General features: G+C 38.9%; 19 protein-coding genes. 8 read left to right on the top strand and 11 right to left on the bottom strand.

What is annotated here, in order from left to right:
• Nucleotides 1-239: 239 nt before the first annotated feature.
• Nucleotides 240-1,454 carry an ABC transporter permease gene (locus HF078_RS09830; protein ID WP_169290987.1) on the bottom strand — a complete coding sequence of 405 codons (1,215 nt, stop codon included), beginning with the start codon at nt 1,452-1,454 and terminating at the stop codon, nt 240-242.
• Nucleotides 1,447-2,187 (bottom strand): ABC transporter ATP-binding protein, encoded by a 741-nt coding sequence (locus HF078_RS09825; RefSeq protein ID WP_169290986.1) that lies wholly within the window; start codon nt 2,185-2,187, stop codon nt 1,447-1,449. Before HF078_RS09825 ends, HF078_RS09830 begins: the two co-directional genes overlap by 8 nt.
• Nucleotides 2,188-2,847: 660 nt before the next feature.
• Between HF078_RS09825 and HF078_RS09820 the strand changes: the two genes are divergently transcribed.
• Nucleotides 2,848-3,270: an HIT domain-containing protein gene (locus HF078_RS09820; protein WP_169290985.1), complete on the top strand. Its 423-nt coding sequence runs from the start codon at nt 2,848-2,850 to the stop codon at nt 3,268-3,270.
• 43 nt (nt 3,271-3,313) lie between these two features.
• Here HF078_RS09820 and HF078_RS09815 read toward each other — a convergent pair whose 3' ends face one another.
• Nucleotides 3,314-4,192, bottom strand: a complete 879-nt coding sequence (locus tag HF078_RS09815; RefSeq protein ID WP_169290984.1) for a hypothetical protein — start codon at nt 4,190-4,192, stop codon at nt 3,314-3,316.
• A gap of 103 nt (nt 4,193-4,295) precedes the next feature.
• Here HF078_RS09815 and serC point away from each other — a divergent pair, with 103 nt between their 5' ends.
• Together serC and HF078_RS09805 are read left to right on the top strand one after the other, a co-directional pair.
• Entirely contained in the window at nt 4,296-5,378 is a 1,083-nt protein-coding gene (gene serC / locus HF078_RS09810) for a 3-phosphoserine/phosphohydroxythreonine transaminase (protein ID WP_169290983.1), read from the top strand.
• Between the two features lie 123 nt (nt 5,379-5,501).
• Nucleotides 5,502-6,026 (top strand): tryptophan transporter, encoded by a 525-nt coding sequence (locus HF078_RS09805; protein WP_169290982.1) that lies wholly within the window; start codon nt 5,502-5,504, stop codon nt 6,024-6,026.
• A gap of 57 nt (nt 6,027-6,083) precedes the next feature.
• Here the strand turns inward: HF078_RS09805 and yhzF are convergent, their stop codons facing one another.
• A complete protein-coding gene (gene yhzF / locus HF078_RS09800) occupies nt 6,084-6,275 on the bottom strand; it encodes a membrane protein YhzF (RefSeq protein ID WP_169290981.1) in 192 nt (63 codons plus the stop codon).
• A 256-nt stretch (nt 6,276-6,531) separates the two neighbouring features.
• Here yhzF and HF078_RS09795 point away from each other — a divergent pair, with 256 nt between their 5' ends.
• Both HF078_RS09795 and HF078_RS09790 read left to right on the top strand, forming a co-directional pair.
• Nucleotides 6,532-6,897 carry a YtxH domain-containing protein gene (locus HF078_RS09795; protein WP_148989368.1) on the top strand — a complete coding sequence of 122 codons (366 nt, stop codon included), beginning with the start codon at nt 6,532-6,534 and terminating at the stop codon, nt 6,895-6,897.
• Nucleotides 6,898-6,990: 93 nt separating this feature from the next.
• Entirely contained in the window at nt 6,991-7,590 is a 600-nt protein-coding gene (locus HF078_RS09790; protein WP_169290980.1) for an HTH-type transcriptional regulator Hpr, read from the top strand.
• Here the strand turns inward: HF078_RS09790 and HF078_RS09785 are convergent.
• Nucleotides 7,577-7,906: a DUF1878 family protein gene (locus tag HF078_RS09785; RefSeq protein ID WP_169290979.1), complete on the bottom strand. Its 330-nt coding sequence runs from the start codon at nt 7,904-7,906 to the stop codon at nt 7,577-7,579. The genes HF078_RS09790 and HF078_RS09785 overlap by 14 nt on opposite strands.
• 215 nt (nt 7,907-8,121) lie before the next feature.
• Between HF078_RS09785 and HF078_RS09780 the strand changes: the two genes are divergently transcribed.
• Both HF078_RS09780 and HF078_RS09775 read left to right on the top strand, forming a co-directional pair.
• Entirely contained in the window at nt 8,122-8,676 is a 555-nt protein-coding gene (locus HF078_RS09780) for a DUF3267 domain-containing protein (protein WP_169290978.1), read from the top strand.
• 139 nt (nt 8,677-8,815) lie between these two features.
• Nucleotides 8,816-9,007, top strand: a complete 192-nt coding sequence (locus HF078_RS09775) for a hypothetical protein (protein ID WP_010192281.1) — start codon at nt 8,816-8,818, stop codon at nt 9,005-9,007.
• Nucleotides 9,008-9,093: 86 nt separating this feature from the next.
• Here HF078_RS09775 and HF078_RS09770 read toward each other — a convergent pair whose 3' ends face one another.
• A complete protein-coding gene (locus tag HF078_RS09770) occupies nt 9,094-9,180 on the bottom strand; it encodes a YjcZ family sporulation protein (protein WP_082380849.1) in 87 nt (28 codons plus the stop codon).
• Between the two features lie 31 nt (nt 9,181-9,211).
• The gene (locus HF078_RS09765) at nt 9,212-9,298 is read right to left on the bottom strand and encodes a YjcZ family sporulation protein (RefSeq protein WP_063561705.1); all 87 of its coding nucleotides are present in this window, start codon (nt 9,296-9,298) and stop codon (nt 9,212-9,214) included.
• Nucleotides 9,299-10,028: 730 nt separating this feature from the next.
• Here HF078_RS09765 and HF078_RS09760 point away from each other — a divergent pair.
• Nucleotides 10,029-10,910, top strand: coding sequence for a peptidylprolyl isomerase (locus HF078_RS09760; RefSeq protein WP_169290977.1), 882 nt, complete (start codon nt 10,029-10,031; stop codon nt 10,908-10,910).
• Between the two features lie 31 nt (nt 10,911-10,941).
• Here the strand turns inward: HF078_RS09760 and HF078_RS09755 are convergent, their stop codons facing one another.
• The 4 genes from HF078_RS09755 to HF078_RS09740 form a co-directional block, all read right to left on the bottom strand.
• Complete coding sequence (locus HF078_RS09755) at nt 10,942-11,115, bottom strand: sporulation YhaL family protein (RefSeq protein WP_010198295.1); 174 nt, start codon at nt 11,113-11,115, stop codon at nt 10,942-10,944.
• Nucleotides 11,116-11,185: 70 nt separating this feature from the next.
• On the bottom strand, nt 11,186-12,130 hold the full coding sequence (gene yhaM, locus HF078_RS09750; protein WP_168863251.1) for a 3'-5' exoribonuclease YhaM: 945 nt from the start codon (nt 12,128-12,130) through the stop codon (nt 11,186-11,188).
• 187 nt (nt 12,131-12,317) lie between these two features.
• On the bottom strand, nt 12,318-13,535 hold the full coding sequence (locus tag HF078_RS09745) for an MFS transporter (RefSeq protein WP_169290976.1): 1,218 nt from the start codon (nt 13,533-13,535) through the stop codon (nt 12,318-12,320).
• A gap of 83 nt (nt 13,536-13,618) precedes the next feature.
• The gene (locus HF078_RS09740; protein ID WP_169290975.1) at nt 13,619-16,651 is read right to left on the bottom strand and encodes an ATP-binding protein; all 3,033 of its coding nucleotides are present in this window, start codon (nt 16,649-16,651) and stop codon (nt 13,619-13,621) included.

Below are 16,651 nucleotides of genomic sequence, written 5' to 3'. Positions count from 1 at the left end.
AGCGCTAGGTGGAGACCCCGCAGGCTTGCCGAGGAGGCTCCAGCAGCGCCCCTAGGAAAGCGAAGCCGTTTGCGGAAATCAACAGCGGTGTCTAAACAACATCTAAAATCCAAGACTTTTTCAGTGGCCTCGGCGCAGCCAAGCGAAGCGCCTGGAACGGAAATCAGAAATCAACAGTACCAAAATGCAACTAATATTTAAATAAAAACACCCAAGCAAACTTGAGTGTTTTCTAGTAATTAGAGTGAAGCAATCTTGCGTTTTACTACACCCTGCACATATAAGAAAGCAAACATGATCCCGCCAACCAACACGACCACTACTTCCATCCAAGTCGCAACAAAAATTAATATAGCAGTAAGGATAATGGTTTGTGAAATTAGGATAACCGTAATCATTTTAGTAAAAGCGAGGATACGGTGCTTTTCTTGAACAGGATAAATCGACAACCAGAGTTTATTGTAGTGATGGCGCCACATCGGGATAAGCTGAAAGCCCGTCAAATATAACACCAGTACAGGCACTAGATATGTCGCGTACCCAACAGGAAGTGTCAAAAGCAATACAGCTCCAATAATCAATAACCTCAGATAAAGTCCAAAATAATCTCCCGAACGCAAAAATGTGCGCAGGTATAGATAATCAAATGCTTTGTCTTTCCCATAAGGTGTCAAGGAAAGGAAAACATCCAACCATTTTCTTCTTGACACTTTTTCCTTAAGCCCTGGTACATCAACGAAAAGATTGGCTACGCGATAAAATAGCTGCATCCGTTTGGTTTCGTTTTCTATTAACAAGTCCCATTTCCAATTCATTTTCTTGGTCGCATTTTGAAAATAGGCAAGCAAAAGCAGCATAATAACCATAACGACACCGATAAACAGGAGACTCGCTTCGGAAAATACGAGATATAGCATACCGAAATTCAACGTAAGCCTAATCCACCAATCCACAAGCCTTACCTTTTTATCTGTATAGAAATTGATAAGCCATGTCATCCATAGGTTCCACGATTTCATTCCCAGCAATAAGAGAAGCACGAAGAGCAACGTTTGGAACGTTGCATCTGTCAGTGTGAAAAAAAGCGGAACAGATACACCAAACACAAGTAAAAGAAAATAACTCTCCAATACAATGGAATAAATGAATGATTTTTTGATATATGGTTTCAACTTCTCTTCAAGTGGAAGCAAAAATACAAGGTCAGGGTCCTTAAGAAATGTATGTATGCTTCCTCTTGTCATTAGTAGGGCCAAAATTGCCCCCATAAGCAACGCATAAGGAAAATCAGGAGGTACCACCTCTAACCAATTTTGATAAGCAAGGGCGAGACCACTAAGTAAAAAGATCATTACGATTACGAGATGGTCATTGAACATATAGCGTAAATATCTTCTGGTATCTTTTATATATTGACTGAATCTGGCTTGCCAGAGCTGATCGACATTAAACATTGCTCTCTTCCTTTGTCAGCTGAATGTAGAGATCATCAAGTGAAGCCAATGGCATATTAAACTGCACCCTCAGCTCTTCTAACGTTCCTTTTGCACGCACTTCTCCTTCATGCAAAATGACAAATGAATCACAATATCTTTCGGCAGTGGCCAAGATGTGTGTGGACATCAGAATGCCGGCACCACTCTTTTTCACCTTATCCATCATTTCAAGCAATGAATGAATCGCAAGGGGATCCAAACCGACAAATGGCTCATCCACAATATAGAGCTTCGGTTCAATCAAAAAAGCAGCTAAGATCATAACCTTTTGCTTCATACCTTTTGAAAAATGGGCAGGAAACCATTTAAGACGTTTTTCCATCCGGAACTCTTTTAGTAACGGATGCAATCGTTCTTCAAATGTTTCTTTTGATAACCCATATGCCATTGCAGTCAGTTCAAGATGTTCATACAATGTCAATTCATCATATAAAATCGGAGTCTCTGGAATAAATGTAAACGTCGAGCGATACTTCGTCGTATCCTCTTGAATGGAAATACCATTAATCTTTATGGACCCTTTCTTCGGTTCCATTGTCCCGATCACATGCTTAATCGTCGTACTTTTACCGGCACCATTAAGACCGATCAGCCCCACCAACTCACCAGCCTTGATACCAAACGAAACATCTTTTAGCACAGCCTGATTTGTATAACCGCCAGTTAACCCATTAATCTCCAATAAACTCACATCAACCTACCCTTTCTGCCTGAAATAAAACTTTATTATTAAATTTTACCATAACATAATTTTTACGAAAGTGCGCATCATATGTAGGGAAGGGGACAGAGGGGCAATAAACAAGCCTTTGGTTTACTTCTTTGTAGATGAGGTGACTGTCAAAGACAGTGTTGCTTTGTTCTAGATAAGGTTAAACTAGTTCTCTCGTCGTTGCGGGACTTAACCGACTGCAACAACACGATCATCTGTAACGTAACTCCGATTGATGAAGAAATGAGGTGCTTACGGGCGACACTTTACTCTAAAGTCGTAACCTGTGATTGATTCATTCTGAAAATGAGGTGTTCGTTAAAGAGACTTTACGTCGATAGCCGCGTTACTAAAGTTGTAAAACTCAGTAACAAGGGGATGGTTGTTTTGAACAGGAAAGCTGACCATTAGACACATTTTTAATATCAAATGAGGTGTTTATCAAGCACAGTTATTTGAAAGCTAAAATGTTGTTTGTAGGCTTCTCCTTACTCAGATAGAGAAGCTTGTTGCCTCTCGTCCCTTTCTTCACAAGCAGGAGCTTTTGCTCTTGCTTGTTTAATTTGCCTGCTCATCAAATTAGGTTACTTGTCCAAAACATGGTAAAATAGATGAAAATAAATTTCAGAGGTGATACGGGTGAGTGATTGCATTTTCTGTAAGATTATCGACGGGGACATCCCTGCTGCAAAAGTATACGAAGACGAGCACGTTTTGGCGTTTCTTGATATTAGCCAGGTAACAAAAGGACATACATTAGTTATTCCGAAAGTACATAAAGAAAACATTTACGAACTTACTCCCGAAATAGCAGAGAATCTTTTTAAAGTGGTGCCTAAGATCGCTAGTTCTATTAAAGAGCAGTTTGAACCTATTGGTCTTAACCTCTTAAATAATAATGGAGAAGCTGCCGGTCAATCGGTATTTCATTATCATCTTCACATCATCCCTCGTTACGGCAAAGGTGACGGATTTGGAGCAGTCTGGAAGTCGAACCAAAGCGATTACACAACTCAAGAATTGCAAGAGTTCGCTACGAAAATTAATCAAGGTATAAAGTAAAATATATGACGTGGACCCTTTATGGATCCACGTCATTTTATTTTCAAAATGATCTTTTCATCTCTCCAATGGAAAGGATAGTTTCCGCAGCTTTCCAGTCCGGATGATCAAAAGCATAGGTGCATTCGTCCTTTAAAAATCCTTCTACATAATCACGATAACTCCTGTCCCATCTTAACAAGTGAATAAATTCTTCACGTGTTCCTTTATGGTCGACTGCCACCTTTAATTCGTTAAGCATCTCACTTTGCCACACGGACTGAAGCGGACTGTGACCGGAAATGTCCTTGAACCTGCGCATCTCACCTTTCCACAACAAGGCACGTGGCTCATAGTAAGCATAGACATTCTCAAAGACTTCTCCAGTATCCAAACGAACTTTTTTCCCAGAATGTACTCTAAGTTCATATCCTTTTTCAGTTGAATTAATCAATTCCAACTGCTTTTTATCTATAAACGTCAACCAAACCTCACATACAGCACCTTCCACTGGTGCAATGACTGCAGGCAAAGAACCATAAGGTGCTAGAAATGGGGCATAAACAATATCTGAATCCGTCACTGTGCCTTTTATGCAAAGCATAAAATCCTCTTCTTCCGGGCGTAAACGAAATTTGTATTGCAATTGAGCTAAACACACATTCGACCCATAAGCGACGACGGGAACCTTGGAATGGAATCCTCCCTCTCCCAAAAACTCCTCCACTCTTTTTACATGCGTACTCTGAAATGCCAAGCTGCCCAGCACATGGTCCACATTGGTAAAGTGAATAGAATGCTGCTCAACCGGCACTCCTTTATCAGCCTCCATTCTATGAGCTTTACCTTGCCAAAATAAAAAAGAAGCTGCTGGCCTTGGACCAGGATATATATCTGGATGATCATATGGACTAATATCAAAAGGTTTTTGTTCATGATACATGATCGTTTACTCCTAACTTTTTTCGAAATCTTTCATGTATTCTAACACAATTCATGTTAGGATATATATTAATATTTTCAGATTACTTTAGGGGGTTAATAGGATGAAGCGTGTATATAATTTTAATGCTGGGCCTGCAGCACTTCCAAAACAAGTGCTACAACGTGCCCAAGAGGAATTGTTGGATTTTCAAGAGACAGGTATGTCTGTCATGGAACTAAGTCACCGAAGCAAAGAATATGATAAGGTTCATCAGAAAGCAGCAACCCTTTTACAAAAACTTTTGCAGATCCCAGACGACTATGACATTCTCTTCATGCAAGGAGGTGCTAGTTTGCAATTCTCGGCCATTCCGATGAACTTTCTCCCAATAGGTAAGACAGCTAACTACAGCTTGTCCGGTTCTTGGTCCGAAAAAGCATTAAAAGAGGCACAAAAAGTTGGCTCGACTCATATTGCTTCCACCGCCAAGGAATCTGGTTACACTATCATCCCTTCTCAATTAGAACTATCTACAGATGCAGCTTATTTGCATATAACGAGCAACAATACCATTTTCGGAACACAATGGAGGGAATTCCCAACCATTCCCTCCCACATACCAATGATTGCAGATATGTCGAGTGATATCTTAAGCAGATCAATTAATGTAGAAGATTTCTCTCTTATCTATGCTGGTGCCCAGAAAAATCTAGGGCCTTCTGGTGTAACAGTTGTGATTATAAAGAAAGGACTGTTAGAGCAATGTCCTAATAATATACCGACCATGCTAAATTATCAGACACACGCCAAAAACAGCTCCTTATATAATACGCCTCCAACCTTCTCCATTTATATGCTTTCCCTTGTATTGGAGTGGGTGGCAGAGCAAGGGGGCGTGGAAGCAATGGAAAAAATCAACCAAATGAAGGCAGAACTCCTTTATGATACGATTGATCAAAGTGAAGGATTTTACATTGGTCATGCTGAAAAAGGATCTAGATCTCTCATGAATGTTACATTCAATCTGCCTTCCGAGGAGCTCACATCTGTTTTTCTAACTCAAGCAAAAGAAGAAGGCTTTGTCGGCCTTGGAGGTCACAGAATGGTCGGAGGGTGCAGAGCATCTATTTACAATGCTGTTCCATTGGAATCATGTCAGGCATTAGCGAAATTCATGAAAAGCTTTCAAGCCAAATATAGGTAATGAGGAGCTTTCCCCTTTTCAAAAAGAGGAATCTTTTATATACTAGTATCTATTAATTCGCATTAGACAATGAGTGTACTAATGGAGTTAAAAAAGACAAGATTAGTTGAGGAGAGATGAGAAATGAATACAAAGACTTTAGTGTCACTAGCTTTATTGGTTGGAATCGGTGCTGTTCTGCACACGGTTGTACCGGGGGTCATTCTTGGTATGAAGCCAGATTTGGCTTTAACAATGATGTTTTTAGGTATCATGCTGTTTCCTGAAAAGAAAAATGTATTATTATTAGGAGTCGTGACAGGATTAATTTCCGCCATGACGACCACTTTTCCAGCTGGCCAAATCCCAAACATTATTGATAAGCCAATTACAGCATTCTTGTTTTTCTTTATGCTTCTTGCATTAAAGAAATTGGACAAGCCACTTGTTAAAGCCGGTGTTTTAACCGCTATAGGAACCATTGTTTCAGGCGTGATTTTTCTTTTTACCGCTCTAACATTGGTGGGATTGCCAGGCGGAGAATCCTTTGCATTCTTCTTCATTACAGCCGTACTACCTGCTGTTGCACTGAATGCAATAGTCATGATTATTATTTATCCGATTGTAACGAGCATTGCCAAACGTTCAAATTTAATAGCTACAACATAATGCAGAGGGCAAATTCCTACAAAAGGATTTGCCCTCTTCTTATATTAGAAAATGGGATTAAACAGCCCATGTCACCAAGACCGCAAGCAAAAACATGACCCCACCAGCACCTCCAATAGCTACAGCCCTCTGTTGCAACACTCTTCTCGGCGGATATACGCCTGCCCTTTGTGAAGCCAAAAAATAGTTTCCACCACCAAACAACATCACAATACTTATGATAAATAACAAAGATGTTATAACTGCCACAAAGCCCGCCCCCTTTTTATCATAAATATGCCGCTCTTGCTTTTCTTATGAAACAAGTAATGTAACCTAGGGGTTTGTCAAATATATACTCGTTGTTTTGGAAACAATAAAGATGATAAAAGTGTAAACCCTTTTGTTTATTGATTCATTCAGAAAAGTATCAACAAAAAGAGGATTTTTTTTATAAATGTTGAATTATATAATAATCTTAGGGTATTGAACTATATTTACATAACTTTATAGAGGAGTGATTACTATGAATGGGAAATCATTCATTTACGGAGTTTTAATAGGTGGAACGATAGCTGGAATTTCCGCATTGCTTACAACCTCTGAATCCGGAGCATCTAGAAGAGCGAAAATAAAGTCTACGGCTCATTCTGTTCAATTGACGATGGAAGAGTTAAAACAAGAGGCTATTCATATTAAGGATCAAGTAACACAAGCGATGGAAGAGGGAAAAGCAACCGTCGGAAATATTGCAGAAGAGATCAAGGTTTCAGTGGACCTTTGGCAAAATTCGATTAAACCTCATCAAGAATCTATTCAACAAAATATTGCAAACCTACAGGAAGAGTTAGAAAATCTAGAGAAAAAACTAGCGAAAAACACCGCTGAATAAAAAATTTTAATTTTTTGTAAATTTAGACCTTTATTAATTTTTATTTTATTGTCATAATAGATAGTAATATATTAGAAAAAAGTAGGTGAGTTTGTGAATACACAGAACGGACAGTATTCATTAAAAGAAGCTATGCTCTTCAGCCAACGTGTTGCCCAGCTGAGTAAAGCACTTTGGAAGACCATCGAGAAAGATTGGCAACAGTGGATTAAACCTTATGATTTGAATATCAACGAACACCATATTCTTTGGATTGCCTATCACTTAAAGGGAGCAAGTATTTCCGAGATTGCTAAATTCGGAGTGATGCATGTATCCACTGCTTTCAACTTCTCCAAGAAATTAGAAGAAAGAGAGTTGCTTCGCTTTTCTAAAAAAGAAAATGATAAGCGAAACACATATATTGAACTAACCGACAAAGGAGAAAAAATCCTTTTAGAACTGATGGAAACCTATGATCCTAGTAAAAATTCGGTATTTAGCGGTGCTTTGCCGATGCATGACTTATACGGAAAATTCCCGGAGCTGCTCGACATCATGTGCGTGATTCGCAATGTTTACGGGGAAGACTTTATGCAAATCTTTGAACGATCCTTTAATAATATTGAAGAGGATTTTGTTGAGGTCGATGGAAGACTTTCCAAAAAAGACGAAGTGCTTGAAGAGAAAAATGAAAGCGTTACTTCTTCTTGATATCTCTTTGAAATGCGTCCATCAGCGGGACATAATAGCCTTGTGTACGTAAAGCAGAAATTGTGTCCTCCAATGGCAGGTCTTTAGGCAAGGCTTGCCTGAATTGTATAAGAAGCGGAGAAAACGTTACAAACCCTTCCGCTTTTTGTTTCTCCATTTCTTTGCTCAATTTTTCACATACATTATACAGATTCTGCACGTCTTTCTTGCTCAATTTTCCAAGCATGATTAGATAATCCCAAGGATATCTTGTCCGATCCATTTGTTTTATTAAAAGTTCCACGTAGAACTCCAAGGTTTCAAGTCTTTCTTCCACTTTATTCAGTCCTTACTGTTGCAAATCCAAATAAAAAATCTTAAAGGATTGCTGTACTTTTCTACTTATTTTACATCAATTCCGTTCACTTACCAATATTTAGATGGATTGATCGAAAAATAAATTACATTCACCTATTGATTTTTCCAATAAAAAAGCTTACATTAATTTAGTAATTTTGATTACGACTAGCAATTACGGTAGGTGACTCAACTATGAACTGCTGGAAATCCATTGATATTACTAGACAATATGGACTCCATCGCATAACACTTATTTCTTTTATCATCACTTTACTTTCGTTTATTGTATTCTTTCTGTCTTTTAGCCTTATTTACCATGACACAACTGTCTCATCTGCCAATTTCGGATGGTTCATCCTTGGCCTTTTGGGTATGTTCACGATGCACAAGCTATGTCATGTTCTTCCGCTAATTGCGACAAAAAACCAAGTAAAACTTAAGTGGAAATTTAAGTGCTATATGCCATATATGAAAATAAAAACAAAAAAGCCTTTTACAAAAATCCAATCTTATGCTGTGTTACTGGCTCCTTTCGCCATTATCACTTCAGCATGCATCTTACTTGCACATATTTTCCCAAGCTATTATCATTATTTTTCCATGCTTGCGGCAGTAAATCTTGGTTTAAGTATTCCAGATTTCCTTTATATTAAACTTATCCAACGTGCTCCTAGCAAATGCCAAATTGAAGAATTGGAAAACGGTTATGATATCTTAATAGTTAATGAGAAAGAAATAGCGTCCTAAAAACCTCTAGGATGCTTTTTCATTTTTTGTAAAAGTTTCGGACCATCACAGTATCTTTTTCTCATAAACTTTGGTAAGGTAGAAGGCATAAGTATATATTCCGTATTTAGTTTAAAGCAAGCCACAAAGGAGGGATCTTATGGCTATCGCATTTCTATTTGTTTGGGTGGCTGTATTTATACTCTTCTACATAAACAAATTAACGAATGCTTTATGCGTTCAAAAGGAAATACCGGAGGATCGTCAACCGAAAGTTTTCCGAACCATAAATGTACTTATTACCATTCTATTAATTTCCTCTTATGTAGATATCCTGCTAAGCTCCAAATAATAAATCGGCACAAAAAACACCTTCCATGTAAACATGGAAGGTGTTTTTGTGGAGTTTGAGGCATTGCTCGTTCTCCAAGGTCTAGCTTAGCATAACCAAGCTGCACCTACGATTACTAACAGGATAAATAATACTACGATTAACGCAAATCCGCCGGAATGTCCACCTGACATTTTAGTTCCTCCTTTTTTATTAAAAATGTAGTTAGTACAACCAAGCTGCACCTACGATTACCAACAAGATAAACAATACTACGATTAACGCGAAGCCACCTGCATACGCATTACCCATCTTAGTAACACCTCCTTCATGAGTTGTTACGATATCTTATGCAACAATTTCTTAGGAGGCATAGGCGTTTATCCTGCCTCTAAGGTTTTTTACATGAAATCCTGGGACAACAAAGTGCGTTGATGTTTTCATGATTCCATTTATCATATGTAAAAGTGGAGAAATTGGAATGGACGATAACCCATTTTTTTTGAAAATGCTCTTACCTTAAGTTAAAAATAAACCGAACCTTATAAGTTAATTGGTTATGCCCCGCTGTTCCTTTCCGCTAATGGCTTCGCTTTCCGCGGGACGGCGCTTGAGCCTCCTCACTTCGTTGCGGGGTCTCAATCTACCGTTTCTCCCCCCTGGAGTCTACGCCATTTGCTCCAATCCACAGCTATATATTACATTAAATATAAGTTAATGCTTATTCAGCTAGCTCAGTTATATAGCTTTTTTCATAAACCCTTCTAATGAATGAAGTCACTTTGTTGATTGGATTGGAAGGCGCGTAGACGCCCGCGGGAGGAAGGGACAAGTGAGACCCCGAAGGCGCAAGCCGAAGAGGCTTACGGACCGCCAGCAGGCAAGCGAAGCGCCTGGAACGGAAATCAACCGGGATATATACTTTCTTATCTTTTATAAGTTAAATTGCTGCCTTTAAAGTGTTGTCAAATAATTTCATTAAATATGAAGAATATGCTATAGTATTGTTTGGAACGTTTTACTACATATGGGAGTGACTTAAATGAAAAAATGGATAATTGCCTTAAGTGCAACCGCTTCAATTGTTGCACTGTCTGCTTGTAACAATGACAAAGCCGATAATGATGAGGTGATTGCTGAAACCTCTGCCGGTAACATTACACAGGACGAGCTATATGAAGCTATGAAGGATCGTTTTGGTGAAGAGATTCTTCGTGAATTGGTATATGAGAAAGTCTTAAGTGAGAAATACGAAGTTACAGATGAAGAAGTCCAAGAACGTTTAGACGAGTTGAAACAACAAATGGGACCTCAATTTGATTCTGCGATGGCTCAGAGCGGTTTCAAAAATGAAGAGCAGTTAAGCCAGACTTTGCGTATCTCCATGTTGCAAGAAAAAGCAGCAATGGAAAGTGTGGAAGTTACCGACGAGGAAATTAAAAAATATTATGATGAGATGAAACCTGAGATACGTGCAAGCCATATTCTTGTAGCAGATGAAGAAACAGCGAATGAAGTGAAGAAAAAGCTTGATGAAGGTGCTGATTTCGCGGAACTTGCAACAGAGTATTCTACAGACCCAGGTTCTGCTCAAAATGGCGGAGACCTTGACTGGTTCGGTGCAGGTGCCATGCTTCCTGAATTTGAAGAGGCAGCTTACAGCCTCGAAGTAAACGAAATCAGTGGGCCAGTGGAAAGCATGTATGGTTTCCACATTATCAAAGTAACAGATAAGAAAGATAAAGAACCTTTTGAAGACATGAAAGCGGAATTAAAAGAGGAAGTTCTCTTATCCAAGGTAAACGATGCAGCCGCAGTTGACACCGCAGTTCAAAAAGAATTGAACAATGCTAATATAAAAGTGAAAGATTCCAACCTCAAAAATACATTTGAAAAAGAAAAAGAAACTGAAGACCAAAGCTAAAAATAAGGAAGCGGACAGCCGCTTCCTTTTTCTATACGTTTACAACCTGCTTTTTCTCTCTTTCCTCTTGAATCCTATCCATATATACTTGTCCTTCTTTTTCAATAATCGCTTCCTCTACTTCTTTTTCTTCCTTTGCAGACCTTAACGTCATATATGCACTAAAAACAATTCCGATGACAATTAACAGCATCCACCATGGCATAGAAAAGCCCCCCTTCTCTTTCATATGTGCTACTAATTTATACATATGATAGAGTATGGGAGGCTATTACTTAATTATGAAAAGTAGGTTTATAGAAGTTTCTGTTGTCCATTGCAAAGATTCTTTCCGTGTACTCTCCTGGTTTAACACGTTCCAGAGCACGATCTAGCATATTCATTTTTGCATCGATATTATCAATATAATGAAGAATTTCTGCTTCCTTGATAAGTGGCAGTTTCGGGCTGCCCCACTCCAGTTTCCCATGATGACTTAACACCAAGTGTTGCAGAACCATGATTTCTTCCCCTTCAATTCCTAGCTCTTCTGCTGCTTTTCCAATTTCATTTACCATAATCGAAATATGGCCAATTAAGTTCCCTTCAATTGTATAACTAGTCGACACTGGGCCGGATAGCTCCGTTACCTTTCCTAAGTCGTGAAGAATAACTCCTGCATATAACAGATCTTTGTCTAATGAAGGATATAAGCTAGCTATGGCTTTTGCTAAATCTAGCATAGAAACAACATGATAGGCCAAACCAGATACAAACTCGTGGTGATTTTTAGTAGCTGCTGGGTACTGCAAAAATTCATTTTGATGCTTTTTCAACAGGTGTCTTGTAATCCTTTGGATATTCGGATTCTTCATTTCAAAGATCGCCTGTGTTATTTTATCCATCATCTGTTCTTGGCTTAGTGGTGCTGTTTCAATCAGGTCAGAGACATTGACATTCTCATGCTCTTCCTTTGGCTTGATTTTGCGTATTTTCAGTTGATTACGACCACGATAATGGTGGATGTCCCCAAGTACTCTTACAATGCTTTGTGGCGTGTAGAGCTCTTCATCGTCTGTTGAAGCATCCCAAAGTTTTGCTTCTATTTCGCCGCTTTTGTCTTGAAATATTAGTGTTAAGAAAGGTTTTCCATTGCTTGCAATTCCTTTTGTTGCTGTTTTAATTAATAAGTGAACGTCTACTTGTTCTCCCACTTCAAAGTGGAGGATACCTTTTTTCATCTATTTCTTCCCCCTGTCTTTTTATCCTAGACGACGCAGTTGATTTACGCAAATGGCTTATGGCTTCCCTTCCCTAGGGGCTGACTTGAGCCTCCTCGGCTACGCCTGCGGGGTCTCCGCCTAGCGCTATCTCCCTCAGGAGTCTTCGCCTTTTGCTACAATCAACTGCTATGAACCACAATCTTCCTTATGAGGATACTTCTATTTTATGGGCTCTTTTGGAGAGCCATAGTTTAGTGACAATTAATCCGAATAGCATGATACAGGCTCCGAATAAATATGGAATGTGGATATTTATCTCAAAGAAAATACCTGCCAATATTGGACCTGCCACATTTCCCAAGCTTAAGAATGAGTTATTGAGCCCCATGACGAGCCCCTGTCTGTTCCCTGCAAGTTTAGATATGAATGAATTCAAAGATGGTCTTAACAGTGAATTCCCCAAGAAAAATAAGCAGGTAGTTAAAAGTACAGTTGTAAAGCTCGTTGCTAGGGTCATTAGCACAAACCCTAAGGAGCTGATCAATAGCGCTGTTGTAACTACTCTTTCTTCCCCGAACTTCTTTGTCATTCTCCCGACCAGAACGCCTTGAACTATTGTTCCCACCAAACCGACTATCAAAATGATTGAGCCCACTTCACTTGGGTCATATTTATACCGTTCCATCGTATAGTAGCCAAAAATAGATTGAAAATTAGCCAATCCAAAACTCATGATGAAAACAAGAATTAGTAGGAATCCTACAGGGCTTTTAAGAGCTTTATACATCGTTACAAATTGATTGTCTCGTTTGTCACCTTCAGAGGCTTTAGCATCCATTTCTCTTTTATGCTTCGGATACGATTCCGGTAAAATAATGACGGAAAGTATCCCCGCTATGGTTGCTGCTACACCTGCCACTAAAAATGGTAGTGATAGGTCGTATTCAGCAAGCCAGCCACCAAGCCCAGGTCCAACAACGATACCAAGCCCCATTGCAGCACCCATTATTCCCATGCCTTGGCCTCTTTTTTCAGAAGAAGTGACATCCGAGACATAAGCCATTGCAGTTGGCATAAGCGCAGAACCAAATGTTCCCGCTAGGATTCTTGAAAGAAAGAGCATCCATAAGCCGCTTGCATATGCAAAAATGAACTCAGCTATAGCAAAGCCGAAAAGACCAATTGTTATCAAAGGCTTTCTTCCAATTTTATCAGACAGCCTTCCCCACACAGGGGCAAAAAGAAATTGCATAAACGCAAACACGGCAACAAGCAAACCTAATGTTCTTGCGTCCGCTCCAAACTTATCGATATAAAATGGAAGAATTGGGATGACTAAACCAATCCCTACCATGACGATAAATAGATTAAAGCTCAATAGTATCAATGGTGTTCTATTATTTTTCAATACACTTTCACTCATTTTCGTTATCCTTTCAACTTGCTTCTCTTTACCTCTCTAAGCATAGCACTTGTCTATTCCTTTCGGCAATGGATGAACTACATTCATCGTTTGAGGATTGCTTCTCCTACCTCCATAGGATCAAAAGTAAATATCCGATTACTTGGATCACCCGTCAATTTTTCTTTAATATGGTGATGACAAGTGAAGAAAAGAAATTGATAACCTTGGAGTGCAAGTCTATTTATCAACTTAATTGCTAGATTGGTTCTTTGTTCATCGAAATTGACAAAACTGTCATCCATTAAGAATGGAAGTTTTTGTTCTTCACTCCATACCTGAGCAACAGCGACACGTAAGGATATATATAGCTGCTCCACCGTTGCCTGACTTAATTCTTTTGGTTCAAATTTCGTCCCGTCTGCATGTTGTACCTTAAGCGTTCGTTCATTTTTCGCATCAAGTATGCTTAGATAGTGCCCTTTTGTGAGGAAGCGGAAGTTATCAGAAGCATATTGAAGTACTTTTGGAAGCTTGACTGTACGGTAATAATCCATCGTTTTCCCTAAAAGATGGGCTGCAGTGGCATGGATTGCCCACTTTCTCGCATGCTCCTGTAACTTGCTTTTAGATAATTCAAATTGTTGTACAGCTTCAGAGTAAGTACCAGATTCTTCTAAAAGGCGGATAGTTTCCTTTGTTGCCGTTCTATTCTCAATTAGCTGACTCTGTTTTTCTCTAATTGTCTTAAGGGTTTCTTCTAGTTCAGCCTTCTCTGCTTTCCATATATCCATCGGCTTACTATCCGTAAGGCGCAGTTGATAGGAATTCTCCATTTGTACCAACTGACTCTTAAGGAGGGCTATTTCTTTCTCAAGCTCTATTTTTTCGACATACTGTTGGTTTTTATGGCGGAATGCTTCCTCATCCTTAACTTTTGCTTGTTCGTAAAGATGTTGAATCTGCTTACTAGCCTCATATTTATGTTGGGACAATCCTTCTAATTCTTCTGTTAAGACGTCAATTTGTTCCTGAATCTGTTGTTTCGTTTTCTGTTTTACAACGTTTTCTTCCAAATCAACACGTAATTGTGTGAACACTTCTTCAGTCGTTAATCTTGAATTAGTTTCATTGTTTTCATCCAACAGGGCATTTAGCTCCATCTGAAATTTATTTACTACTAGTTGATAGTGGTGTTGCCTTTCCACTAACTCTCTTTTATCTGAAAGCGCACCTTTCAATTGTACTACTTTATCGTAGGCCTCCTCCATAAAGGTAGGAGAGATTTGCGCAAGTGATAAGGAATGGGTCCATTTATGCCAATCATCCTGCAAGGAAAAATTCTTTCCTTCCCACTCTTCAAATTGTTGAATGATTCTATTATATGTTCGATCGCACTGGGAAAGAAGAAGCCTCTCTTTCTGCAGAAGCTGGATTACTTGTTCGTTCTTTGCCAAAGCTTTCTGATATTCTTCCACTTTCCCGTGTGTATCATTCGAATAGAGCTTGTCTTTTAAGAATTCCAGCTTACTATGCAGTTCATCCTTCTCTCTTATCAGCTCATTTTGGTTATCTTGATTTTTAGTTTTCCTGCCAAATGTAATAGTAAGCAAAGAGAAGAGAATCAAACAAAGCAGCGATGAGATAAGCTGGTTTTGTATAAAAAAGTAAAGGAACCCGACAATCCCGAGAATAATACTTATAACTGCGATTTGCTTACCTTTTCTATCTTCGTTATAATCATATCTTTTTTGAACATCAAGTTGCTTTTTTAACTGGTTTAGGAGTTGCTCTGTCAGGTGGATTTCTTTATGCAAAGTGTCCTTTTCTTCTAGTTCAACCATTTCCTTCATTTTTAAGACTTCGTGGTTTGGAAGTTGTTCTTGTTCGAGGTCTTTCACCCGTTCTTCTTGCGCCTCCAGTTCCTCTTTTGCAAATTGGAACTGTTCGTCCAACCGTTGTTTTTGGATGTGAATCTCATGATGAGTCTTTAAAAGTTCCCGCAAAGACCCCTTAGATGCTAAGCTAGTAGGTATTGCTTCTAATTCATAATCTGTTTTCTCAGTCCATTCAAGATCCCGTTTCCATCCTTCCACGCGCTTTTCTAACTGCGCTATTTCTGTTTCTAGTAGAGACAATTGATCTTTCGACTGTTGATAGGTCGGCAGTAAAGTTACTAGACTTTTTATTGTTTCCTCTTTCTCAAGAACTTCTTCATTTACCCATATCTGTTCTATTTCACTCTCTTTCTCCTCTAATTCTTTTTTCATTTTTTCAAATTTTGATTGATAGAAAACTACTTCTGTCTGCCATTTTTCCAATCTTGCCAAACCATCACGAGGAAATGACTCTACGTTTCCTACTGCCGCTATTTGCAATTCAAGGATCTCCATTCTATTTACTAAAGGCTGAATGGTGAGCATTGCTTCCGTTTCTTTGATCTTTTGCTCTATATCCTCCTTATTTATTTGTGTTTCCTTTAAGGCTATATCATATTGATTCATATCCTTTTGCAACCGGTCATACTGGCCCATTTTTTCTTTCCATTGATGGACAACTCGTTCTTGTTCTTTTAAGGAAGTTAACAACTTATTAATAACTGGTTTTCTGCCGTTTGGTTTAAAACGCTCATCCTGATCTTTTGCTAGCTCTCGAGATAATTTATGTAGCTGTTCACTTCCCATTAAGCCTGAAGAAAACAAATAACCGCCAAGTTGCTCAGAATCTATCAGCTGTAAATTTTGGATGTCCATAATATTAAAGGAGAAGATGCCCTTGTACATCGTTTTATCAAGGCCGCCGAGCACATCGTTCAGATTACAGGGGTTGCCCTGCTCATCTTGAACCGTGACATCACCAGAGGATCTCCCTGCGACTCGTTCAATCGTTATCTTTCTCTCGTCATTCGTTTCTATTACCAACTTCCCACCATATTTAAAGCCTTTTTTAGGTACATAGCGTAAGTCTTGTTGATTTTTTGCAGGGAAACCAAAAAGAATGGCTTGAATAAAGGCCATCACAGTAGACTTTCCTGCTTCATTTTCTCCATAGATCACTTGAATGTTTGGTGATAGATTTTCCATTACCACGTTCTCTAGTTTTCCAAATCCATAGATATGTAAGCTCGTAATTTTCAA

This window comes from Bacillus sp. RO2 (assembly GCF_012911845.1).
GTDB lineage: Bacteria > Bacillota > Bacilli > Bacillales > Bacillaceae_I > Sutcliffiella_A.
Note: the sequence above shows the minus strand (reverse complement) of the source record. Positions and strands in the feature narration are given on the sequence as shown.

Bases quoted from the DNA above. Each gene is read 5' to 3' on its own strand.
- HF078_RS09830 (WP_169290987.1), bottom strand. From the start codon at position 1,454: ATGTTTAATGTCGATCAGCTCTGGCAAGCCAGATTCAGTCAATATATA.
- HF078_RS09815 (WP_169290984.1), bottom strand. From the start codon at position 4,192: ATGTATCATGAACAAAAACCTTTTGATATTAGTCCATATGATCATCCA.
- serC (WP_169290983.1), top strand. From the start codon at position 4,296: ATGAAGCGTGTATATAATTTTAATGCTGGGCCTGCAGCACTTCCAAAA.
- HF078_RS09805 (WP_169290982.1), top strand. From the start codon at position 5,502: ATGAATACAAAGACTTTAGTGTCACTAGCTTTATTGGTTGGAATCGGT.
- HF078_RS09795 (WP_148989368.1), top strand. From the start codon at position 6,532: ATGAATGGGAAATCATTCATTTACGGAGTTTTAATAGGTGGAACGATA.
- HF078_RS09780 (WP_169290978.1), top strand. From the start codon at position 8,122: ATGAACTGCTGGAAATCCATTGATATTACTAGACAATATGGACTCCAT.
- HF078_RS09775 (WP_010192281.1), top strand. From the start codon at position 8,816: ATGGCTATCGCATTTCTATTTGTTTGGGTGGCTGTATTTATACTCTTC.
- HF078_RS09770 (WP_082380849.1), bottom strand. From the start codon at position 9,180: ATGTCAGGTGGACATTCCGGCGGATTTGCGTTAATCGTAGTATTATTT.
- HF078_RS09765 (WP_063561705.1), bottom strand. From the start codon at position 9,298: ATGGGTAATGCGTATGCAGGTGGCTTCGCGTTAATCGTAGTATTGTTT.
- HF078_RS09760 (WP_169290977.1), top strand. From the start codon at position 10,029: ATGAAAAAATGGATAATTGCCTTAAGTGCAACCGCTTCAATTGTTGCA.
- HF078_RS09755 (WP_010198295.1), bottom strand. From the start codon at position 11,115: ATGCCATGGTGGATGCTGTTAATTGTCATCGGAATTGTTTTTAGTGCA.
- yhaM (WP_168863251.1), bottom strand. From the start codon at position 12,130: ATGAAAAAAGGTATCCTCCACTTTGAAGTGGGAGAACAAGTAGACGTT.
- HF078_RS09745 (WP_169290976.1), bottom strand. From the start codon at position 13,535: ATGAGTGAAAGTGTATTGAAAAATAATAGAACACCATTGATACTATTG.